This window comes from Flagellimonas sp. S3867 (assembly GCF_014698935.1).
Lineage (GTDB): Bacteria > Bacteroidota > Bacteroidia > Flavobacteriales > Flavobacteriaceae > Flagellimonas.
Window position 1 is genome coordinate 184,598 of record NZ_JACVMN010000001.1, and the last position, 23,260, is coordinate 207,857.

Below are 23,260 nucleotides of genomic sequence, written 5' to 3' on the forward strand. Positions count from 1 at the left end.
CAATTCTGCTGATTATGGTCTTGGGCTCCCTTATTCTTTCCATTCCGGCGGTACAGACCAAGATGGCCAAATATGCCACTAAATCACTCAATGAAGAGTTTGGCACCAATATCCAAATAAACCGATTGGGGCTGTCCCTATTCAATTTAAACACGGGCATCAAGGGTATTTATGTTGAAGATTACAAAAAGGACACTCTCGTATATATCCGAAAGCTTTCAACCTCCATTTTAAACATTCGGAACATGGTGAATGGTAAACTGGAATTTGGCGATATTGACGTGGAGGGATTATTTTTTAATTTAAAAACTTACGAAGGCGAGCGCGATACCAATTTGGATGTGTTTGTTGACAAATTGGATGATGGAAAACCAAGAGCGCCCGGTACACCGCCATTTTTTATGGCGTCGGATGAAATTCAGATATCCGAAGGAAGGTTTCGACTTTCCGATGAAAATCAAGAGATAGAAGAGACGTTGAACTTTACCAATATGAATGTCTTGGCAACTGATTTTCAGATTTTGGGCCCCGATGTTTCCCTCAACATCCAAGACCTTTCATTAATGAGCAAAAGGGGAATTGCGCTTGAAAAACTCGCTACAAACTTTAAGTACACCAAACAACAAATGCGGTTCGATTCTTTAAGAATCAAAACCAAAGAATCAGAATTAAAGGGCGATATGACCTTCAACTACAATCGTGAAGATTTGGCCGAATTTGTTGATCGTGTTCAGATAGAAGCGGATTTTGATGAATCAACCATCGCAATGAACGAGGTGAACAGTTTTTATAACGAGTTTGGAAAAGACAAACAGGTTTCACTATCTGGGAGCTTTAATGGCGTTTTGAACAAGTTGATAGTAAAAAGTCTATTCATTCAATCCGAGAACACCGGAATTCGTGGTGATTTTGAATTTGACAATATGTTCAGTAAGGAAGCTCCATTTATAATGAGGGCCGATATGAAGAACCTTACCTCTAGTTATTATCAGCTCAGGTCAATTCTTCCGAATATTTTGGGCAAGAACATACCATCATCATTTCAAAAGTTGGGGCAGTTCACCATTCGCGGAGATGCCGAGGTAACTGAAACCTCCTTGGACGTCCAAATCAATTTGAACACAGATATTGGAAGCAGTTATACCGATCTTCAAATGACCAATATACAAAGCATTGATGATGCCTCATATATTGGGTTTATCTCACTTATAGATTTTAATTTGGGAAATTTCATTGAAGATGACCAGTTGGGATTGGCATCTATGGACGTGAATGTGGAAGGAAAAGGTTTTATTGCCGAATACTTGAACACCGAGGTGATTGGCCAGGTGTATAAATTGGAATACAATGATTATGAATACAATGACCTAAGAGTATCTGGAATATTAAAAGAGCAGCTTTTTGATGGTTCGCTGGTGAGCGGTGATGCGAATTTCAAATTTGATTTTAAAGGGTTGGCAGATTTTGGAGCGGATGAGAACAAATTCAACTTTATAGCCTCAGTAGACCATGCCGATTTAAAACGGCTCAATTTTATCAATGATAGCGTATCCATCTTTAAAGGGAACCTAAATATGGATATTGAAGGGAGCACCCTGGATAATATCATAGGTCAAGTTCGATTTTCGAATACCACATACCAAAATAAAAATCAGACCTATTATTTTGAGGATTTCGCGGTCTCATCATCATTTGACCAGGATACAATAAGATCTATCGAAATAAATTCTCCGGATATTATTACGGGCTATGCAAAAGGAAAATTTCGGGTCGATGAACTTGGACGCCTGATGCAAAATTCCATAGGAAGCATCTATACCAATTACAAACCCTATGAAATTTCGGAAGGACAACAACTGAGCTTCAACTTCAAGATTTATAACAAGATCGTTGACGTGTTCTTTCCAGAGGTAATTTTTGGGGCCAATACCTTTATTAGAGGGGACATTGTTTCGGATGAAGGAGATTTTAAACTCACCTTTAAATCTCCAAGCATTAAAGCCTATGGAAATGATTTTGATAACATTGAACTTAAAATCGACAATAAGAACCCACTCTTCAACACTTTTGTCTCCGTAGAGGATATGTCTACCATCTATTATGATGTAAAAGATTTCAACCTGATAAACACCACACTAAAGGATACACTGTTCTTTAGAACGGAGTTTAAAGGAGGGCTTGGATATGACGATAGGTATAACCTGAACTTTTACCATACGTTCAACAAGGAGAACAAGTCGGTGATAGGTCTTAAAAAATCAGACATCAATTTTAAGGGTAATACTTGGGTATTGAACAAGGATGCCAATAACAAAAACAAGGTGATAATCAATAGAACCTTGGATAGTATTCGAATTGAAGATGTGGTCATGGACAATGAAAACAGGGAGCAGATTCGTTTACGTGGAGACTTGGCCGACTCTACCTACAAAGATCTGGACCTTCAATTTAAGATTGTGTCCCTGAACAAGATTACACCTATCATAGATAGCCTAAAGTTGGATGGATCTGTTGATGGTTTCCTGAACATTTTACAAAAAGACGGTAAGTATTTGCCCACTTCAAGTTTGAACATTTCAGATTTCAGCGTTAATAATAGGCGTTTGGGGGATTTGGAAATCGGAATTTTTGGTAACAATGACCTTTCACAGTTTGGGGTAAGCACTTGGTTAAATCAAAATGGCCTCGAAAAAATGAGCGTCAATGGAAAGGTCACTAATCGGAATAGAAAACGGGAACTTGATTTGGCCGTAAACTTTACCGATTTTGACTTAGAGCCTTTTAGTCCATTGGGAGAAGACGTTATTTCCAATATACGGGGAAAGTTAAATGGATTTGCTAAAATTACAGGTGCCGTTGCCAATCCATCCATAAATGGGACCTTAAGTTTAAATGACGCGGGCATTGGTATTCCATACCTAAATGTTGACTATAATTTTGCCCCATATTCGAGAGTTCGGCTTTTTGATCAGACGTTTTATTTTGAAGAGATTGGACTTTCTGATGTTGAGGAAGGTACAACGGCTACGCTGGACGGAACTATAAATCATACTGCTTTTGGTGATTGGTCCCTGGATCTAGATGTGGACACCAAGGACAACCGTTTCATGATCCTGAATACCAAATTTGAAGAAGAGGCATTGTATTATGGTACCGGTTTTATCAATGGCACCGGAAGTATTTATGGGTCCACCGATGCACTTAACATTTCTGTAGATGCAACTACTGCCGAAGGCACTTCGCTAAAAATACCTTTAAGCGATGTTACCAGTGTTGGAGATTATTCCTTTATCAATTTCATTGAAAAAGGAGCATCAGAAACCTTTAGTGAAGAACGGATTTTACAAGACTATCAAGGTTTGGAAATGGCATTTGACCTTGATGTAACACCAGATGCCGAAGTTGAAATTGTGGTGGACCAAGACACGGGTAGTTCCTTAAAAGGAACAGGGGAAGGAATTCTTTTGATAGAAATCAACACCAACGGCAAATTTAATATGTATGGTGAATTTGTTGCCGTAACAGGAGAATATAACTTTAGGTACGGGGGCGTTATTGATAAAAAATTCCAAGTACGTCCAGGAGGGACTATTCTTTGGGAAAGAGATCCTTTGGCTGCCCAGTTAAATTTAGAAGCCGTGTATGCCCTAAACGCCAATCCGGCCCCACTTTTGGATAATCCGGGTTATACCGGAAGAATACCCACGGAGGTTGTAGTTCGATTGGACGGGGAGTTGGAAAGCCCAAATATTAATTTTGATATTGATTTTCCTGGTACAAACTCGGTGGTGCAGTCAGAGCTGGAATACAGACTCCAGGATCCTACGATCAAAGAACGCAATGCCTTTTTCTTGTTGGCTCAAGGAACCTTTGTGAACGAACAGACCGGAATCAATCAACAAGCGGTTACAGGTAACCTCATTCAAACCGCATCAGGCTTGCTCAACCAAATTTTGGCCGGCGATAACGATAAATTCAATCTGGGTGTTTCTTATGAACAAGGCTACAATGACCCCAATGCCGAAATTTTGACGGAAGACAGGATAGGGGTAACCGTATCTACACAAATCTCTGATAGGGTTTTGGTGAACGGTAGAGTAGGGGTTCCCGTGGGCGGAGTATCAGAAACTGTGGTGGCTGGCGATGTAGAGGTTCAGGTTTTATTGAACGAGGAAGGGACCCTAAGCGCCAAGATATTCAACCGTGAAAACCAAATTCAGCAATTTTTGGCCGAAAGGCAAGGGTATACCCAAGGAGTCGGTCTTTCGTATCAGGTTGATTTTAATAGCTTTAAGGAATTAATGCAAAGAGTATTCAAAAAGCGAAAAAAAGAAACCGTTGCACCCAAACCGGAACAGTCTACTGAAATTATGGGAAAAGATAGTTTGATACGATTTATCCCCAAGAAAAACACTATCAAAAAATAGCCTTTTCAAAATTGCATTTTTCGTAATTTTTCCACATGTATTTTACGAAAACGTTTGCGAAACCCCTTGAAAATAAATTAGTTAATAAGTCATTCGTAAATTAAATAAAGTTTCCTAGTTTTGGGCTCTTAAAATTTTGAATGGCAAGAGAAATTAAGAAAATAGCAGTGTTTACATCAGGAGGAGATTCTCCTGGAATGAACGCGGGAATCCGCTCAGTAGTTCGTACATGTGCCTATTTGGATATTGAATGTGTTGGTATCTATAGAGGGTACCAGGGAATGATCGAGGGCGATTTCAAAACTTTGGATGCGCGTAGCGTAAACAACATCATAAATAAAGGGGGGACAATTTTAAAATCTGCCCGTTGCGAAGAGTTCCGAACCAAAGAAGGTCGAGCCAAAGCGCATGAGCAATTATTAAAAGAAGGCATCGATGCCTTTGTGGTAATAGGAGGGAATGGAAGCTTTACAGGAGCCCTATTATTTAACGAAGAATACAACTTTCCAATAATGGGAATTCCCGGAACCATTGATAATGATATTTTGGGATCCACCTATACGATAGGTTTTGATACGGCGATAAACACCGTGGTTGAGGTAATCGATAAGATCAGGGATACAGCAAGCTCACACAACCGTCTTTTCTTTGTAGAAGTTATGGGACGGGATGTAGGGCACATTGCTTTGAATGCAGGTGTTGGAGCCGGTGCCGAAGAAATTCTGATTCCTGAACAGAACTTGGGCCTTGAACGACTGCTCGATTCACTTAAGCGAAGCAAAAAATCTGGTAAGTCCTCAAGTATCGTGATTGTTGCCGAAGGTGATAAAATAGGAAAGAACGTTTTTGAGCTTAAAGAATATGTCGAGGAGCACTTACCGATTTACGATGTAAGAGTGTCTGTGCTCGGACACATGCAAAGAGGTGGAAACCCAACATGTTTTGATAGGGTTTTGGCCAGTAGAATGGGTGTAAAGGCAGTAGAAAGCCTTTTGGAAGGAAAATCCAACTATATGGTGGGTATACGAGACAACAATCTTATTCTTACCCCCATAAGCGAAGCCATAAAGGCACATACGGAAATAGACGAGGAGCTCATTCGGGTTTCAGATATAATGACTACATAATAAAAATTAAATACAGTAAAATGTCAAATTTAAAAATAGGAATTAACGGATTCGGTAGAATAGGAAGATTGGTGTTTAGATCCACCGTGGAAAGAGATGATGTAGATGTTGTCGCTATCAACGATTTGTTGGATGTGGAACATCTTGCATATCTTTTGGAGTATGATTCAGTCCATGGAAGGTTCAAAGGAACTGTGGAGATCAAGGATGGAAATTTGGTGGTGAACGGTAAAACAGTTCGTATCACGGCCGAACGTGACCCTAAAAATTTGAAATGGGATGAAGTTGGTGCAGATATCGTTGCAGAATGTACCGGAATCTTTACCACATTGGAGACTGCGCAGTACCATATAGATGGCGGAGCCAAAAAAGTGGTTATCTCAGCACCCTCAAAAGATGCACCGATGTTTGTGATGGGTGTTAACCATGATGAAGCAAAAGCATCAGATACTATTGTATCAAATGCATCATGTACAACCAATTGCCTCGCACCGATTGCAAAAGTATTGAATGATAAATTTGGAATCGAAGAGGGGCTTATGACAACGGTTCATGCCACAACGGCTACCCAAATGACTGTTGATGGACCCTCAAGAAAAGATTACAGAGGAGGTCGTAGCGCATTGTTGAACATTATTCCAGCATCAACTGGAGCAGCAAAAGCCGTGACCAAAGTTATTCCTGAGCTTTTAGGAAAACTTACAGGGATGGCCTTTAGAGTGCCAACAGCTGATGTTTCTGTTGTTGACTTAACGGTTAGACTTGAAAAAGAAACCTCTTATGATGAAATCAAGAAAGCTTTCAAAGATGCTTCTGAAGGAGATTTGAAAGGTATTTTGGGATATACAGATGAAGCGGTGGTTTCACAGGATTTTGTTGCAGACCCTCGAACCAGTGTTTTCGATGCAGGAGCGGGAATGGAATTGAATTCCAAATTTTTCAAGGTAGTTTCTTGGTATGATAATGAGACTGGTTATTCAAATAAATTGGTTGACTTGGCACAACATGTAGCAAGTCTATAATTTAGTATCTTACAAATAAGTCCTGAAGAGGAAGCTATTCCTCTTCAGGATCCAACCTAAAACCTGATTTATGATATTGATTGTGGACAGTGGGGCGACCAAATCTGACTGGATTGCACTTAATGATAAAGGAGATCAACTATTTCTTACACAAACTCTAGGATTAAGCCCTGAAGTTCTTACGAGGGAGGTTATCGAAGACCGCTTGGCGAACAACTTTGAGCTTTCTAAAAATAAGGATGAAGTAAATCAGCTATATTTTTATGGTGCTGGATGCGGCACTGATCGCATGAAAAAGTTTTTGAAGGAAATCTTTAAGGACTTTTTCCCCAAAGCAAAAGCTGAGGTAAGAGAAGATACCTTTGCCGCTATATATTCCACTACCCAAATTGGTCATCAAGGTATCGTTTGTATTCTTGGAACTGGTTCTAATTGTAGCTACTACGATGGCCACCAACTATTTCAAAAAGTTACTTCCTTGGGTTATATTTTAATGGATGATGGTAGTGGTAATTTCTTTGGCAGAAAACTGCTACGTGACTATTATTTTCATAAAATGCCCCAAGATCTGGGGATAAAGTTTGCCAAGGAATACAATCTTGAAGCGGATGTGATCAAAGAGAACCTTTACAAACAACCTAATCCAAATACCTATTTGGCCACCTTTGCAAGGTTCATAATTGAAAATAAAGAACACCCATATTGTAAAGGCGTAATCGATAAAGGTTTGCAGCAGTTTGTGAACAACTACATCATGCAATTTGAATTGGCCACAAAGGTTCCCATAAGCTTTGTGGGTAGTATAGCCTATTTCTTAAGGGAAGAATTGGCCACTGTTTTAGAGCGTAACGACCTTATTTTGGGTGTGGTTCGCCAACGACCTATAGAGGGATTGGTTGAATTCCACAAGAAAACTATTTAATAGCGATCATAGAAATCTCAACGTTTACGAACTTGGGAAGATTTGCAACCTCCACCGTTTCTCGAGCCGGAGCTGTTTCAGCATCAAAATAACTGCCATAAACTTCGTTGATTTCTGAAAATTGATGCATGTCCTTGATGAAAATGGAAGTTTTGATCACATTTTCAAAGGTCATTCCGGCTTCATCTAAAATGGCCTTCAAGTTTTCCATGGACTGCCTGGTTTCCTTTTTAATATCTCCTTCTACCAAAGAACCAGTGGAAGGATCAATTGGAATCTGTCCAGAAATATAAAGTGTATCCTTAATTAGCACCGCTTGGTTATAAGGCCCGATGGGTGCCGGAGCTTTTGAGGTATTGATTATTTTTTTCATGACTGAAAAGGTAAGAATAAAATAAATTATCTTCTAAATGGTTGACTTCGATTTTCCCATTTAAGATCGCTAAGAAGTGAACTCTTTATCCCGATAAAAAAGTACCATCGCTCAAATCTACCAAAAGGTGTCCAGTCAAAATTAATGCGAAAACTGTCCAAGTCCCTATTAAAACTAAATCGGGTATCGGTAAAACCTTTGTTTTTAAAATCATAACCCGAGTTAAAGCCTACATCCCATTTGGGGGTAAGCTGAATATTGCCCGAAAACATCAACGAATGATTGGTGATTTCGCTTTGTCTATTGTTGTTGTTATAGGAAGCCACATAGGTAAGCCTCATGTCCCATGGCGTTTTGTTGCCATAAAGCTCATTTTCTATCTCTTCGTCATCTTTTTCGCTCCCTCTCCCTCTCCCTCCAAAGAAATCATCATTATCCCTAGATCCTTTTAACTCAAATGGATTATCACCATAATTTTGATTGTTTGTATCAGAATCCTGGTCCTTTTTCTGGCCTCCTTTCTGGAACATTTCACTGTTTAACGAAAACCCGGTGTTTAACCGTGCCGAAGTCAGTCGAACCAAACCTCCTCCATTATTTACGTTAAAAGTATTTATTCGTCGACCATTGTTGTCAATGGCATAGGGGTCAAAAGTTGCAGCAAAGTTTATCGGGACATTTTTAATTATCTCTGTGGCCCCACTAAGATTGATGGGACTCAATTTTAACGAATCTGCCTCAAAATTATAACTTGCATTCAGAGTGAGGTTACTTAATATGCTTACTTTTTTGGGTTCGATGGCCGTCGAATCCTTGTCGCGAACTTTGGCCTCCAGCGTATTTTGCAACGAAAAGCTAAGCGAATTGCTCTTGCCAAGCGAAGGTCGTCCATAAATACTGGTTTCAAATGGGGTGTATTGCACATCATTTCCATCGCCATCCGTATAAGAATCATAAAATTGTTCGAAAGATGGTGCATAGCTGTAGCTAATAGATGGTCGCATGACATGTCTTATCGCCTGAATCTTTTTGTCTTCACCAAAAGTGAAAGTTCCATATAAGGCAGTTCCGATACCCACGCCCAGATTATACCGATTAAAACGGTCGAATCCTGGAATGGTATCCGTGATGATACCTTGTTCTTCATCAAACCTGCGCCGAACAGTTTCAAGGGTCCATACATCTTCGTAGTTTCCACTTAAGGACGTACTCAAGTATTTGGCTATCTTAAAGTTTGTACTCAATGGAACTCGATGTCTTGCTCCTACTCTTGCTCCCTCAAACATTTTGCTCGTAAAAAAATCCTCTTCTGTTGTTGTTATACTGTTTTGGGCATTCACATCATACTGAAAATTGATATTTTGAACAATCCCCTTTTTTATTCCATCTCTCTTGGCAAATGGAAAAACTCGTTCCATACTGGCTTGAAGCGTGGGCAAGGACATTTGTATGGCCTGCGTACGCGAATTTTGTGTATGTGTAAGTGTTAAACTGGCATTAACTGAGGGATAGGCAGGAAACGTCTTCGAATAACTTATAGATGAGGCAAATGTATTGGTCTGGGAATTATTCCGGTTAACTTGATTTAATGAATTGGTAAAAAACTGACTACTACCAAGGTTTACCGAGGCAGAAAAACGCGAAAAGGGATTCGATTTTGGATCTTGGGTATGCTGTATCCGAATATTGTAATTGCTGGTTCGACTAAAATCATCAAACCCTTTTTGACTTTGAATCAAATTCTCAAAACTAAAATTGACCGTACCCCTAAATTTATAGCGTCTGTTATATATAGAATTGCCCCTGAAACCATAACTTCCATTGGTGTAAAAATCCCCTGTGAGGCTTAAATCTACATACTCACTGATCGGTAAATAATACCCCCCATTTTGAAGAAAGTATCCCCTCTGGGGATCATTACCGAAGGTTGGGAACAACAACCCTGCTACCCGCCCTTGGGTCAATGGAAAATATGCAAAAGGTAAAGCAATGGGCGTGGGAACATCCACGATATAGATATTACTAAACCCAGCAATAATTTTCTTTTTGGGAACAAATTTGGCCTTTCGTACCCTAATGTAATAATCTGGATCTATGGTATCTTTTGAAGTGGTGAGTTTTCCTTCATTTAAAAAATAGACAGAATCATTTTCTTTTTTTGTGATTTCGGCATACACTTTCATGGCGTCAGAACCTAATTGACCAAGACCTGCCTGCTGTTCCGTTCTAGAATTCCAAATAAGCGCTTTTTGGGTGTCAAAATTAAATCGGATGGAATCTGGACGTACCTCGTTGTCACCTTGTTTAAAGAAGGGAAGTTGTGAATAAGTTCCGGTTGAATCTCTTAATCTACCTGCGTATACCTCGTTTTTAATATAATCCATTACAATTACACCAGCTTTGAGCTCGGTATCCTGGTAATAAATCTCTGCCTCGTTGTACAGATATATTTTGTTGTCTTTTTGACTTAGTTTGACATAATCCTTAGCCTTATATTTGATCTTATCCAATAAGAGCGGTTGCTTGCCTTGTACGGTATCCACTTGAGCTGAATCAAGTGCAATAGAGTCGTTTAGGATGTTTGGGGGAAGCAACGGAGCCGAAATAGAATCCTCCACTATTTTTATGGGCAAAGGCTTGATTAGATCCTCTTGGGCAGCAAGTTTTGCCATACCGCCGAGGATAATAAATAGGAATACTAAAAGGTGTTTGTTTGCTTGCAACGCGATAAATCCTATTTTTGTGGAAGTTTGGCTCAGTTTTTGGGATCAAACTTACATATATTTTTGTTCCGATTATTGTGGATTACAATATTTTTAACCTTAAAAGAATACCATAATTACGCAGTTCTTATGAAAAAAAGTCAGTTAGGTTTTTTAATTTTTATCATCGCAGTCCTACCCCTGACTTCGTTTACCAAAAATGATACCGAAACCCCTCCCAAAGATAAGTTTGTGGTGGTTTTGGATGCAGGCCATGGAGGTCATGATCCCGGCAACTTAGGTAATGGGTATCTAGAAAAGAATATAGCACTTGCCATTGTACTAAAGGCTGGTGCTGAATTGGAAAAGAACCCAAACATTAAAGTCGTTTACACCAGAAAGGACGATACTTTTGTTAATTTATTTAGACGGGGCGAGATTGCAAATCAGTCTAAAGCCGATCTTTTTGTTTCCGTTCATTGTGACTCCCATGGATCCGATGCAAACGGAGCGGGCACTTTTGTTTTGGGTCTGCATGCAAATCGTCAAAATTTCGAGGTGGCCAAAAAGGAAAACTCGGTAATCTATTTAGAAGATAATTACGAACAAAAATATGCCGAGTACGATATTAATTCTCCTGAATCTGTAATAGGGCTTACTATTATGCAGGAAGAATTTTTGGAACAAAGTATTATGTTGGGCAAGAAACTGCAGGATAACTTTGCCAAACGCTTACGCAGAAAAGATAGAAAAGTTAAGCAGGCTGGCTTTATAGTGTTGCACCAAACTTTTATGCCCAGCGTTCTGGTGGAGGCCGGTTTTTTGACCAATAAAAATGAAGGGACCTATCTGAACTCCAAAAAAGGACAAGGGGAAATGGGAAAGGCCATAGCTGATGCAATTGTAGCCTATAAAACCGATATAGCTAAAGGTTTTGAAGCTGACAATACTGCCGTTGTAATTGAAGATTCTTCCGGAGCCTTGCATACTACTTCAAAAGAAGAACAAAAAATTCCTGAAAAAGAAGAGAAAACGGTAAGCACGACTACATCGGAGGTTGCATCTTCTACCAAAAAAGTGGAAAACATAAAACCACAGACTAAAAGTGATGTAGTTTTCAAAGTGCAACTAATGGCCAGTGCGAAGAACATTGCCCTTAAAGGTTCAAATTTTAGAGGTTTGGACATTTTGTCAAAAGAACCATATAAAAATCTGTTCCGATATATGTATGGAAATGCAAGTTCCTATAATGATGCCAAGCGGCTAAAATCCAGGGCAGATGCCAAGGGATATACTACTTCCTATATTGTGGCTTATAAAAATGGAACGCGGGTATCGTTAAAAGAAGTCCTTAAATAGGAATAAATTACATAGCTCCTTTGTTAAAAATATTCCTAATTTTGTTAGGAACAGAAAACAGAATCTTTTGAAACTATCAAGGGAAGTTAAGACTGGGATTATTGTACTCACTGGAATCCTGGCATTCATTTTTGGCCTGAGCTATCTAAAATCATCCTCATTGTTTGAAAACCATAAAACATTGTACGCGGTTTATGACCATGTGGGTGGAATTCAATCAGGTACCCAAGTAACCATCAATGGAGTAGTTGTGGGAAATGTAGTTGGTATTAAGTTCAAAGACAATAAATTTAAATCCGTCGTCACATTTTCAGTGAATGAAGGATATGAATTCTCCAAAAATAGTAGCGCTGAAATTTACGACACCGGAATCATCGGGGGGAAAGGAGTTCAAATCCATCCAGTTTTTGATGGTGCTCCCATGGCAATATCTGGAGATACACTAAAATCCAGTATCAAACCTGGACTTACAGCCTTGGTGCAAGAAAAATTAACGCCACTACAACTAAAAGTTGAGGGAGCGGTTTCGCATGCAGATTCATTATTGATCAATGTAAATGATGTGTTGGATGATCGCACCAGATTGGAACTGCGCCAAAGTATAGCTGGTTTAAATGAACTGATCAGTTCTTTCAAATCGAGTGCCGATAAACTGAATACACTCTTAGAGTCCAATAAAGGCCAATTAGACCGTTCTTTAAAGAACGTGGACAAAATCACCGGCAATTTTTCAAAACTGTCAGATTCCTTGGCAAATTCAGGTCTTGCTGAAACCGTTGCCAATTTTCAAACTACAGTAACACGATTAAACAATGTGTTGGGTAAGATTGAACAGGGAGAAGGATCCTTGGGTAAATTGGCCAATGATGAAAAACTTTACGAAAATTTGACGGAGGCTTCAAAACAGTTGGATCTATTGTTGCAAGATTTTAGACTTAATCCCAAGCGGTACGTGAATGTTTCCGTTTTTGGCAAAAAGCAAAAAGACTACGAGCTTCCCGAAAACGATCCTGCCGAACAAAACCAGAATTAATATATGGAATATTTGCCCAATGTTCTTTTTGTCATCGCCTTGGTCATCGGCATTGGCTTTTTTACCAAAAACATAAAAAAATTGTCCAGAAACATCAAGTTGGGAAAAGATGTGGACGTTAGCGACAACAAACCCAAACGTTGGAAAAATATGGCTCGAATAGCCTTGGGTCAGACCAAAATGGTTGTTAGGCCTGTCGCTGGATTGCTGCATATTCTTGTTTATGTTGGTTTTATTATCATCAATATTGAAGTTCTGGAAATCATTATCGATGGTATTTTGGGCACACATCGCATATTCGCACCATTAGGTGCACTCTATGATTTCTTGATAGGTTCTTTTGAAATTTTGGCCTTATTGGTCATAGTAGCCGTTGTAATATTTTGGATTAGAAGAAATATAATTAAGCTTCAGCGGTTCATCAAACCTGAGATGAAAGGTTGGCCAAAAAAGGATGGAAACATGATTCTATATATAGAATTTGTGTTGATGCTGTTGTTTTTGACCATGAATGCAGCCGATTTTCAATTACAACAATTGAATGCTCCCCATTATACTAAGGCAGGAGCCTTTCCGATTAGTCAATTTTTGATGCCAATTTTTGATGGGATGTCAATCTCGTCCCTCCTTGTGGTTGAAAGAACGGCATGGTGGCTCCATATTTTAGGCATTCTGGCTTTCCTAAACTATTTATACTACTCAAAGCACCTTCATATTCTATTGGCCTTTCCAAACACCTATTATGGAAAATTGAAACCACAAGGAGAGTTCAATAACTTGGAAGCTGTTACAAATGAGGTAAAATTAATGATGGATCCATCAGCTGATCCATATGCGGCCCCTGCCGAAGATGCTCCGGAACCAGAAAAATTTGGAGCTTCTGATGTAATGGACCTGAATTGGGTTCAATTACTTAATGCATACACCTGTACGGAATGCGGACGATGTACCTCCGAATGTCCGGCTAACCAAACAGGAAAGAAATTATCGCCTCGAAAAATAATGATGGATACCCGAGATCGATTGGAGGAAGTGGGCAAGAATATGGATGCAAACAAAGGAGTGTTTGTGCCTGATGGCAAGCAACTACTTAACGACTACATTTCTACAGAAGAACTCTGGGCCTGTACAACATGCAATGCATGCGTTCAGGCATGCCCGGTAAGCATAGACCCGTTATCCATAATTGTGGAAATGAGACGATATTTGGTGATGGAACAGTCTGCAGCACCAACAGAATTGAACAATATGATGTCTAATATTGAGAACAATGGAGCACCATGGCCCTACAACCAAATGGACCGTTTAAACTGGGTGAACGAATAAATCTTGTACTATGAGTGAAGAACTTAAGGTAAAAACCATGGAAGAATTCCTAGCTCAAGGTACGCAGCCAGAAATATTGTTCTGGGTGGGTTCAGCTGGCAGCTATGATGATAGGGCTAAAAAGATTTCAAGGGCTTTCGTGAAAATACTCAATCAAGCCAATGTCGAATTTGCGGTTTTGGGACCCGAGGAAAGTTGTACAGGCGATGTGGCCAAACGGGCCGGGAATGAGTTCTTGTTTCAAATGCAGGCCATGATGAACATAGAAGTTTTAAATGGCTATGAAATTAACCGTATTGTAACCTGCGACCCACATTCTTTCAATACCCTAAAAAATGAATATCCAAGTTTAGGCGGAAACTATGATGTTGTTCACCATACACAATTCATTAAAGAATTACTGGATAGTGGACGCTTGTCCTTAACCGGTCAGGAATACAAAGAAAAACGAATTACATTCCATGATCCATGTTATTTAGGAAGAGCCAACACTGTATTTGATGCACCAAGAGACGTTCTCAAGAAAACCAATGCGGATATTGTTGAGATGAAACGGCACAAAAAAACAGCATTGTGCTGCGGTGCTGGAGGAGCTCAGATGTTCAAGGAACCGGAAAAAGGTGATATGGATATTAATGTATTGCGCACAAAAGACGCCTTGGAAACCAATCCCAATATTATTGCAACAGGATGTCCATATTGCAATACCATGATGACGGACGGAATTAAAGCACACGAAAAAGAGGAAAGTATTACCGTTTTGGATGTGGCTGAACTTATCGCAAACTCTATTTAAAATGTTAGTTGATTTTAAGTCCTTACCGGACACTTCAAGAATATGGATTTACCAATCCAATCGTAGTTTCTCAGATGTAGAGTTGGAAGAAATAAAAAGCAATCTTTCCAGTTTTTTGAATGAATGGACTGCGCACGGCAGCGAATTATGTGCTGGTTTCGAAATCAAATACAAGAGATTTATAATTATAGGGTTAGATCAATCCAATGCCGGCGCATCTGGCTGCTCAATTGATGCTTCTGTCCATTTTATACAACAATTGGAACAACGATATAATGTTAGCCTGTTGGATAGAATGAACGTATCCTTTAAGCAAGGAGAGTATGTGGCCTATAAAACGCTAAAGGATTTTAAAAAAATGGCAAAAGACAAGGCTATTTCTAAAAACACCATTGTATTCAACAATTTGGTGGCCAACAAATTGGAGTATTTGGAGCATTGGGAAGTACCTGCAAGTGAGAGTTGGCATTCACGATTCGTCTAAGAATATCCCTAATTTGTCTTAATAATTGTGCATTCCTCGATGAAATGCAATATTTTTATGCGTTGTAAGTTCATGTCCTAGACAAGATATTTATGCGGATAAACCTTTACTTTCCCATTTTCTTATTGGTTTTGTTAAGCGTCAATGCTCAGAAGAGCCCATTGACAGCTAAAGATTCCTTGTTACAGCTAAGTTGGGTGGAAGCCAAATACGATAGCATGTCACTCGAAGAACGAGTGGGACAGTTATTTATGGTAAGTATTGCCTCAAACCAAGATAAATCCGCTGCAAACAGAATAAAAGAACTTATTAAAAACCATCACATCGGAGGGATTGTATTTTTGCCCGGCGGGCCAGGTAGACAGGCAAATCTTACCAACGAATTTCAATCCGAATCAAAAACACCTTTGTTAATCGCGTTGGACGCCGAATGGGGTCTTGCAATGCGCTTAGATTCGACATATGCTTTTCCATGGAATATGACCCTGGGAGCCATTCAAGACAGTTCTATTATCGAAAAGATAGGATTTCAAGTAGGCAAACATGCCAAACGACTTGGAGTTCATATAAATTTTGCGCCAGATATTGATGTAAACAATAACCCTAACAATCCCATTATAGGAAATCGTTCTTTCGGTGAGGACCCACTCAACGTGGCTCAAAAAGGAGTGGCCTTTATAAAGGGAATGGCAAAAGCAGGAGTTTTATCTTGCGGAAAACACTTCCCGGGCCATGGTGATACCGCCACAGATTCACATAAGGCATTGCCCGTGATTAATTCAACCCGTCAACAGTTGGATTCCATAGAACTCTATCCATTCCAAAGGTTGATTGATAGCGGATTAAGTTCCGTAATGGTAGCTCATTTGGATGTTCCCAATTTGGAAATTATTGATGGATTGCCCTCTACCCTGTCTGAACAGATAATATCTGGAGTCTTAAAGGAAGAAATGGGCTTTGAAGGCTTGATCTTTACAGATGCCTTAAATATGAAGGCGGTTTCCCAATTTGCTCCGGAAGGAGAAGTAGAATTGGAGGCGTTTAAAGCTGGAAATGATATGCTTTTGATGCCCGAAAATGTGCTAAAGGCTAAGGAAAAACTTATTGAGGCCTATACAAAAGGGATAATCAGCGAAAATCGGCTATCTCATTCCGTCAAGAAAATCCTAATGGCTAAATACAAGGCAGGTTTGGATAATTACGAACCCATAGATTTAGAAAACCTTCATGAAGATTTGAATGGTGTTGAAAATGATGTCATTTATGAAAAAGCCATAGAGAATGCAATTACTGTTGTCAAGAACAACTTTTCGCTGCTTCCGGTAAAAAAATTGGAAAACAAAAAAATTGCATACGTACAATTTGGTGATGACTCTGGCGAAACATTTTTTAAAACCATGACCAAATATGCCAATGTCACTCACATTAAAGCAATGGATGCAGCGGGGTACAAAAAGAAATTGGCCGATTTCAATTTGGTGGTCATTGGATTTCACAAAAGCAATAAAAGCCCTTGGAAGGCGTATAAATTTTCAAAAAACGAACTGTTCTGGCTACATGAAATAGCCAATCTAAGAACCAGTAATACCATTTTAAGCGTATTTGCCAAGCCATATGCACTTTTAGACGTACTTGACTTCAGAACCATAGATGGGCTGATCATGGCCTACCAGAATAGCAAAATGGCCCAGGAATCTGCGGCGGAGGTTATTTTTGGCGCTATTGGTTCCAAAGGTAAGTTGCCCGTTTCTGCCCATCCCGAATTCCCTGTGAATACTGGAGTTGAGTTAAAACCTCTCCAACGTTTAGGGTATAGCATTCCTGAACGCGTGGGCTTAAGCTCATCCCGATTGGCGATGGTGGATACCTTGGTCAATGCCGGATTGGATTCTTTAATGTTTCCTGGCGCACAAGTGTTAATTGCGAAAAAAGGAAAAGTAGTTTACAATAAGAGTTTTGGCAAACCTACATACGATTCCAAGGAGAAAATAAAGGGAGAACACATCTACGATTTAGCTTCATTGACCAAAATACTGTCCACTTTGCCCTTAATTATGAAAATGGAGGAAGAAGGCAAAATTGCGTTGAACGATACCTTCAAGGATTTAATTCCTCAGTATGACTCCACAGAGCTTAAAGATGTTACGGTTCTAAAGGCGTTATCACATTATGGACGTCTTCCGGCATGGATTGCATTTTATATTGACACTTTGAGCAAAAGTCGAAAGCCTTCGAATCAGTTTTATAGGAATGCACCAACCGATGGTTTTTCATATAAGGTGGCTGATAACTTGTATCTCACCGATACCTACAAAGATTCAATTTACAATCGCATTGGGAGGCAGAGTTTAAAATCGAACCGTTATCGCTACAGCGATGTTGCCTATTATATCTTCAAAAAGTATATTGAGGATACTTATAATGAACCTTTGGACAAATTAATTCAAGAGTTTTTGATCAATCCTATGGGGCTAGATCATACCACGTTTAATCCATTGGAAAAATTTCCCAAAGAAGCAATTATACCATCGGAAGAGGATAACTATTATAGGTATCAAACCGTACAAGGTTATGTGCATGATATGGGTGCAGCTATGCAAGGTGGAGTAGGGGGACATGCTGGTTTGTTCAGCAATGCGATGGACGTCGCCAAAATTATGCAAATGTATCTCCAGGGAGGTGTTTATGGCGGAAAACGTTTTTTGACCGACCGGACTATTAAAAAATTTAATACCTGCTATTTTTGTCATAAAGATGTGCGCCGTGGGGTTGGTTTTGACAAACCTCAATTGAAAGAAAGTGGACCGACCTGTGGTTGTGTCTCACGCAAGAGCTTCGGCCATAGCGGGTTTACCGGAACGTACACCTGGGCGGACCCAGATGAGGAATTGGTTTATGTGTTTTTATCCAACAGAACCTACCCATCGTCCAGTAACACCTTGCTGATTAAATCGGGACTTCGAACTAGAATTCAGCAAGCGATTTATGATTCCATTATAAATTAGGCATAAAATATTGCCTTAGATTTGTTCTTATGAAGATAGCTATAGTTTGTTACCCCACCTTTGGAGGTAGTGGCGTTGTAGCCACCGAGTTAGGAATTGCGCTTGCCGAAAGAGGACACGAAGTGCATTTTGTTACATATAAACAACCAGTACGACTGGGACTTTTGAGCAATAATGTTCATTTTCATGAAGTGCACGTCCCAGAATACCCTCTTTTTCACTATCAACCTTATGAATTGGCTCTGTCCAGCAAATTGGTAGATACCGTCAAAATGTACGGGATAGAGTTATTGCATGTTCATTATGCAATTCCTCATGCGTATGCTGGATATATGGCAAAAAAAATGTTACAGGAAGAGGGAATTTTTGTTCCTATGATCACAACATTGCACGGAACGGATATTACGTTGGTAGGGAAGCACCCTTTTTATAAACCTGCGGTGAATTTCAGCATCAATAAATCGGATGTGGTGACCTCCGTTTCGGAAGGATTAAAGAAAAGCACCTTCGAGATTTTTAATATTGAAAAGGAGATAGAAGTAATTCCCAATTTTATTGATTCGTCAAAATATCAAACCGATTATACGGATTGTCAACGTTCATTGATGGCCAATGAGGATGAGAGAATCATTACACACATTAGTAATTTTAGAAAAGTAAAGAATATCCCAGATGTAATTCATATTTTTTATCGGGTTCAGAAAGAAATTCCAGCTAAACTTATTATGGTAGGGGAAGGACCTGAAAAAGAATACGCCGAACAACTTTGTGATGATCTTGGTCTAAAAGATAGGGTAGTGTTTTTAGGAAATAGTAATGAAATTGACCGCATACTTTGTTTTTCAGACTTATTTCTGCTTCCATCCAAGTCGGAAAGCTTTGGTTTGGCAGCATTAGAAGCCATGATCAACCGGGTTCCAGTTATCTCCAGCAATACCGGAGGCATACCTGAAGTAAATAAGCAGGGAATTTCTGGTTTTCTTGCAGATGTTGGTGATATTGATGAAATGGCATCCAAAGCAATGCACATTTTAAAAGATGATACGGCGTTGGAACAGTTCAAGGAAAATGCCCATAAAGTAGCTTCTAAGTTTGATATACTGAATATTTTGCCGCTGTACGAAGAAGTTTATGAAAAAGCCTATAAATCCAGATTTAAGAACACTTTTTGATAGATGAAATATATTTTGATCATATCCATTATCTGTCTGGCATCTTGTAAAGCTCAAAAGGAGACCAAAATGAATGCAGGTCACACATCTGATTTCGAATTGGTGGCGAGTGATGCCTACAGTGGGATTGATTCTTATGAAGCGGCTGTAATCTCGAATGCCAAGTCGTTAAACAAGTTCTATTCAAGAATCAACAAGACTAGAAAACCAGGACTTCCGGTACCCGTTGTGGACTTTTCAAAAGACGTACTTGTAGTAATGTGTTTAGGAGAACAAAAAGGTGAAACAACACCAAAATTGGCAAAATCTGATCATGAAGATGGAATTGTGATAACCGTGGCACTTTCAGAACCCAATGACTCCAATATTAAGGAAAACCCTATAATTTCCTACCCCTTTTACATTTATAAATTACCAACCACTTCCAAAGCGATAAGTATCCAAAAACAAGGATTTTAAACGAAGCTAGAATTTCCATTTTAAGCGTCTTATCGAAAATAAAAGCACTTCAAAGTACAAAGCGAAAATTTAGGATAGTGTTGATTTAGCTTTGTCGTGAAAAGAACCTCAAATCTTATTCATATGAAAAGTGTAAAACCTCTCGTTGTGGCACTTATTTTGTTTAGTTCCCTGCATATGGCTGGTCAAGATGTCCAGCTTACCAAAAAAGATAGTATTGTATACAGTTATTGGATGGTTACCTTGGGAACAAATTTTGTAGATGATTCTGGAGATGAATTTGGAAAGCTATTCGACCTTAGCGAAGGATGGCATGCAGTTCCGTATCCTTCTCGTGCCAGTATTGGTCGTTATTTTGAAAACGGACTGGGATTGGAGGCCATTGCCAGTTATAATAAATATGATGCAGGAAAGATAGTGGACAATGCCGTAAATCCAGAAGATGTGGATTATTTGGCTTTGGATTTTCGTGTAAGTTACGATTTGAATAAGATATTGGGTGAAATGGGCTTTTTTGACCCCTATGTGGGTATTGGTGTTGGTTACACCGATGCTAACAATCAAGGTAGGGGTACCTATAATGCTGCAGTAGGTTTTAGAACCTGGTTTTCCGACCATTGGGGATTGGATTTTAGCTCAACAGGGAAATGGGCCATGGATACCGAAAATGCAACGAACCATATTCAACATGCGGTAGGTGTTGCCTATCGATTTAATGTTAAAAAAGGACTTTCCCGAAAAGGAGAGGAAAAATTGGCTTTGCTCAAGGAATTGGAGGAAGAGCAACAACGTGTTCAAGATTCTATTGCTGCAAGGCAAAAAGCTGATGAAGAGGCCCGTTTGTTAGCAGAACGATTGGAAAGAGAGAAAGAAGCAGCCCGTTTAGCAGCTGCGGAGAAGGCTAAAAGAGATGCTGAGGATGCAAGGTTGGCTCAAATTAAAAAAGCAATTGATAAATTGTCCAATGTCTATTTCAAACTGAATTCATCTTTTCTTACCACAAATGATAAAGCCATATTGGATAAATTGGTAGACTTAATGGAGGATACGCCAAGTTTGGTCATTGAGATAAATGCCCATACAGATTCTAGAGGAACAGATAAATATAATCAGTGGTTGTCTGAAAAAAGAGCAGAGAGAACGGTGAAATATATCTTATCTCAGGGTATTTCAGAAGACAGAATTAAACATGATGCCTTTGGTGAAACTCAATTAACCAATGAGTGTGCGGATGGAATCAATTGTCCTGAGAAGAAGCATAGTGAGAATAGAAGATCAGAGTTTAGGATTGTCAAATTTTGATTCAAAGAATAAAAATTATAATCAACCAAAAACCAAAAACATAAATGGTCATTTTAGGGCTTAATTATTACTTTCATGATTCATCCTCCTGTATTGTCAAAGATGGCAAACTTATTAGGGCAATTGAAGAAGAAAGATTAAATAGGGATAAACACACAAAACAATTTCCAACACTTTCGGCCGAGAGATGTTTAAAGGATTCAGGGTTAAAATACTCTGATATTGACCACATTGCTGTTTCCATAAAGCCCAAACATAATTGGGAGAAAAAATTACTGTTTGTGCTATCCAAAATGTTTGGAATGTTAAGGTCAAAAAGTTTATTGCGATTCATTGCCTATCAAATTGGGCATCCTTATATGAAGCAAAAAGACTTTTGGAATTGGTACAACAAACATTGGGGAAAATCCAAAAATAAGCCCAAAGTACATTTCGTTGAACACCATTTATCGCATGTGGCAGGATCATTTTATGTTTCTCCGTATGAAAAAGCAGCACTATTAGGTATAGATGGGGCAGGAGAATGGGCAACAACTTGGATTGGTTATGGAGAAGGGAATAAAATCAATAAAATTAGCGAGAACTTTTTTCCACATTCACTGGGAGCGTTCTATGAGATTGTGACTTCATTTTGTGGATTCAAACCAAATTATGATGAGGGAAAGACAATGGGACTGGCGCCTATGGGCAACCCTGAGACCTATAAAGCACAAGTAGAAAAGATAATTACCGTTGATAAGAATGGGCGTTTCCATATGGACTTATCTTTTTTCAATCCACAGTATGTAGGTTATTCGGAAAAATTTATTGAAGTTTTTGGTGAACCTAGAGCTAAGAATGCTCCGTTCGAGCAAAGACATAAGGACGTTGCGGCGGCTTTTCAGCGCGTGTTGGAAGATAAGGTTTTGGAAATTTGTGACATTCTTTATACCAAAACCAAAGCCGATTACCTTGTGATTGCTGGTGGGGTTTCTTTGAATAGTGTAATGAATGGACGGATAGTCAGGGAGAGCAAATTCAAAGATGTTTACGTTATGCCGGCAGCTGGTGACAATGGCACCGCGTTGGGAGCAGCATTTTATGTGTACAATGGTGTCCTGGCAAATAAGCGTATCTATATCCACGATGATCCATATATCGGCACTTCTTACTCAAACGCAGAAATCAAAAAAGTACTTGATGGAGCAAAGTTGAGGTATGAGTATGTGGAAGAAGTATGTGATTATGCTGCAAATCTTTTGAAAAATGGAAAAATCATTGGTTGGTTTCAAGGCAATATGGAAGTAGGTCCCCGCGCTTTGGGAAGTAGGAGTATTTTGGCCAATCCGGCATTTCCTGATATGAAGGACAAAATCAATGCTGAAGTCAAATTTAGGGAAGCATATAGGCCATTTGCACCTTCCGCAATAGTGGAGGCAAAAGATGAGTTTTTTGACCTTGAAGTAGAGGCGCCATTCATGCTCAAGGTTTGTAATGTGTTGGAAGAAAAACAAAAGGTCATTCCTGCGGTAACCCATGTAGATGGTAGTGCACGTCTACAAACGGTAAGGCGCGAACTTCATCCTAGGTATTACGATTTGATTAAAGCTTTAGGAGATAGAACAGGAGTTCCTGTGGTACTGAACACTAGTTTTAATATCCAGGGTGAACCTGTCGTAGAATCTCCTAAGGATGCTATTCGATGTTTTTTCTCTACAGGATTGGATGTATTGGTAATAGGCAATTTTATATTGACCAAAAACTGATAAACC

The 23,260-nt window shown here is 39.3% G+C and carries 16 protein-coding genes; 14 read left to right on the forward strand and 2 right to left on the reverse strand.

Translation table 11 applies throughout. The features are described 5' to 3' along the window. Positions 1 to 14 precede the first annotated feature (14 nt). From IAG46_RS00855 to IAG46_RS00870, 4 genes are all read left to right on the forward strand, one after another. On the forward strand, positions 15 to 4,427 hold the full coding sequence (locus IAG46_RS00855) for a translocation/assembly module TamB domain-containing protein (protein ID WP_190809722.1): 4,413 nt from the start codon (positions 15 to 17) through the stop codon (positions 4,425 to 4,427). Between the two features lie 140 nt (positions 4,428 to 4,567). Then, on the forward strand, positions 4,568 to 5,554 hold the full coding sequence (gene pfkA / locus IAG46_RS00860) for a 6-phosphofructokinase (RefSeq protein ID WP_190808429.1): 987 nt from the start codon (positions 4,568 to 4,570) through the stop codon (positions 5,552 to 5,554). Between the two features lie 20 nt (positions 5,555 to 5,574). Continuing rightward, the gene (gene gap, locus IAG46_RS00865) at positions 5,575 to 6,576 is read left to right on the forward strand and encodes a type I glyceraldehyde-3-phosphate dehydrogenase (protein ID WP_190808430.1); all 1,002 of its coding nucleotides are present in this window, start codon (positions 5,575 to 5,577) and stop codon (positions 6,574 to 6,576) included. Positions 6,577 to 6,646: 70 nt separating this feature from the next. Further along, positions 6,647 to 7,498 (forward strand): N-acetylglucosamine kinase, encoded by an 852-nt coding sequence (locus IAG46_RS00870; RefSeq protein WP_190808431.1) that lies wholly within the window; start codon positions 6,647 to 6,649, stop codon positions 7,496 to 7,498. Here the strand turns inward: IAG46_RS00870 and IAG46_RS00875 are convergent. Together IAG46_RS00875 and IAG46_RS00880 are read right to left on the reverse strand one after the other, a co-directional pair. Next, positions 7,491 to 7,871, reverse strand: coding sequence for a RidA family protein (locus tag IAG46_RS00875; RefSeq protein WP_190808432.1), 381 nt, complete (start codon positions 7,869 to 7,871; stop codon positions 7,491 to 7,493). The genes IAG46_RS00870 and IAG46_RS00875 overlap by 8 nt on opposite strands. A gap of 26 nt (positions 7,872 to 7,897) precedes the next feature. Next, positions 7,898 to 10,543, reverse strand: a complete 2,646-nt coding sequence (locus tag IAG46_RS00880; protein ID WP_223826535.1) for a putative LPS assembly protein LptD — start codon at positions 10,541 to 10,543, stop codon at positions 7,898 to 7,900. A gap of 180 nt (positions 10,544 to 10,723) precedes the next feature. Here IAG46_RS00880 and IAG46_RS00885 point away from each other — a divergent pair, with 180 nt between their 5' ends. From IAG46_RS00885 to IAG46_RS00930, 10 genes are all read left to right on the forward strand, one after another. After that, positions 10,724 to 11,932: an N-acetylmuramoyl-L-alanine amidase gene (locus tag IAG46_RS00885; protein WP_190808434.1), complete on the forward strand. Its 1,209-nt coding sequence runs from the start codon at positions 10,724 to 10,726 to the stop codon at positions 11,930 to 11,932. Positions 11,933 to 11,999: 67 nt separating this feature from the next. Further along, complete coding sequence (locus IAG46_RS00890) at positions 12,000 to 12,965, forward strand: MlaD family protein (protein WP_190808435.1); 966 nt, start codon at positions 12,000 to 12,002, stop codon at positions 12,963 to 12,965. A gap of 3 nt (positions 12,966 to 12,968) precedes the next feature. Continuing rightward, on the forward strand, positions 12,969 to 14,291 hold the full coding sequence (locus IAG46_RS00895) for a (Fe-S)-binding protein (RefSeq protein ID WP_190808436.1): 1,323 nt from the start codon (positions 12,969 to 12,971) through the stop codon (positions 14,289 to 14,291). 10 nt (positions 14,292 to 14,301) lie between these two features. Further along, positions 14,302 to 15,087, forward strand: coding sequence for a (Fe-S)-binding protein (locus IAG46_RS00900; protein ID WP_190808437.1), 786 nt, complete (start codon positions 14,302 to 14,304; stop codon positions 15,085 to 15,087). Position 15,088: 1 nt separating this feature from the next. Beyond that, positions 15,089 to 15,571: an ABC transporter ATPase gene (locus tag IAG46_RS00905; RefSeq protein ID WP_190808438.1), complete on the forward strand. Its 483-nt coding sequence runs from the start codon at positions 15,089 to 15,091 to the stop codon at positions 15,569 to 15,571. 92 nt (positions 15,572 to 15,663) lie between these two features. Continuing rightward, on the forward strand, positions 15,664 to 18,576 hold the full coding sequence (locus IAG46_RS00910; RefSeq protein WP_190808439.1) for a glycoside hydrolase family 3 N-terminal domain-containing protein: 2,913 nt from the start codon (positions 15,664 to 15,666) through the stop codon (positions 18,574 to 18,576). A 29-nt stretch (positions 18,577 to 18,605) separates the two neighbouring features. After that, positions 18,606 to 19,748 (forward strand): N-acetyl-alpha-D-glucosaminyl L-malate synthase BshA, encoded by a 1,143-nt coding sequence (bshA, locus tag IAG46_RS00915; protein WP_190808440.1) that lies wholly within the window; start codon positions 18,606 to 18,608, stop codon positions 19,746 to 19,748. Between the two features lie 3 nt (positions 19,749 to 19,751). Beyond that, positions 19,752 to 20,207: a hypothetical protein gene (locus IAG46_RS00920; protein ID WP_223826536.1), complete on the forward strand. Its 456-nt coding sequence runs from the start codon at positions 19,752 to 19,754 to the stop codon at positions 20,205 to 20,207. Between the two features lie 123 nt (positions 20,208 to 20,330). After that, positions 20,331 to 21,509, forward strand: coding sequence for an OmpA family protein (locus IAG46_RS00925; protein ID WP_190808442.1), 1,179 nt, complete (start codon positions 20,331 to 20,333; stop codon positions 21,507 to 21,509). A 44-nt stretch (positions 21,510 to 21,553) separates the two neighbouring features. Beyond that, positions 21,554 to 23,254, forward strand: coding sequence for a carbamoyltransferase C-terminal domain-containing protein (locus IAG46_RS00930; RefSeq protein ID WP_190808443.1), 1,701 nt, complete (start codon positions 21,554 to 21,556; stop codon positions 23,252 to 23,254). Positions 23,255 to 23,260: the final 6 nt, after the last annotated feature.

What these genes read in the sequence shown, in the direction of transcription:
- IAG46_RS00910 (WP_190808439.1), top strand. Translation starts at nt 15,664, where the DNA reads ATGCGGATAAACCTTTACTTTCCCATTTTCTTATTGGTTTTGTTAAGC.
- IAG46_RS00885 (WP_190808434.1), top strand. Translation starts at nt 10,724, where the DNA reads ATGAAAAAAAGTCAGTTAGGTTTTTTAATTTTTATCATCGCAGTCCTA.
- IAG46_RS00875 (WP_190808432.1), bottom strand. Translation starts at nt 7,871, where the DNA reads ATGAAAAAAATAATCAATACCTCAAAAGCTCCGGCACCCATCGGGCCT.
- IAG46_RS00930 (WP_190808443.1), top strand. Translation starts at nt 21,554, where the DNA reads ATGGTCATTTTAGGGCTTAATTATTACTTTCATGATTCATCCTCCTGT.
- IAG46_RS00880 (WP_223826535.1), bottom strand. Translation starts at nt 10,543, where the DNA reads ATGGCAAAACTTGCTGCCCAAGAGGATCTAATCAAGCCTTTGCCCATA.
- gap (WP_190808430.1), top strand. Translation starts at nt 5,575, where the DNA reads ATGTCAAATTTAAAAATAGGAATTAACGGATTCGGTAGAATAGGAAGA.
- pfkA (WP_190808429.1), top strand. Translation starts at nt 4,568, where the DNA reads ATGGCAAGAGAAATTAAGAAAATAGCAGTGTTTACATCAGGAGGAGAT.
- IAG46_RS00905 (WP_190808438.1), top strand. Translation starts at nt 15,089, where the DNA reads ATGTTAGTTGATTTTAAGTCCTTACCGGACACTTCAAGAATATGGATT.
- IAG46_RS00870 (WP_190808431.1), top strand. Translation starts at nt 6,647, where the DNA reads ATGATATTGATTGTGGACAGTGGGGCGACCAAATCTGACTGGATTGCA.
- bshA (WP_190808440.1), top strand. Translation starts at nt 18,606, where the DNA reads ATGAAGATAGCTATAGTTTGTTACCCCACCTTTGGAGGTAGTGGCGTT.
- IAG46_RS00895 (WP_190808436.1), top strand. Translation starts at nt 12,969, where the DNA reads ATGGAATATTTGCCCAATGTTCTTTTTGTCATCGCCTTGGTCATCGGC.
- IAG46_RS00855 (WP_190809722.1), top strand. Translation starts at nt 15, where the DNA reads ATGGTCTTGGGCTCCCTTATTCTTTCCATTCCGGCGGTACAGACCAAG.
- IAG46_RS00900 (WP_190808437.1), top strand. Translation starts at nt 14,302, where the DNA reads ATGAGTGAAGAACTTAAGGTAAAAACCATGGAAGAATTCCTAGCTCAA.
- IAG46_RS00925 (WP_190808442.1), top strand. Translation starts at nt 20,331, where the DNA reads ATGAAAAGTGTAAAACCTCTCGTTGTGGCACTTATTTTGTTTAGTTCC.
- IAG46_RS00920 (WP_223826536.1), top strand. Translation starts at nt 19,752, where the DNA reads ATGAAATATATTTTGATCATATCCATTATCTGTCTGGCATCTTGTAAA.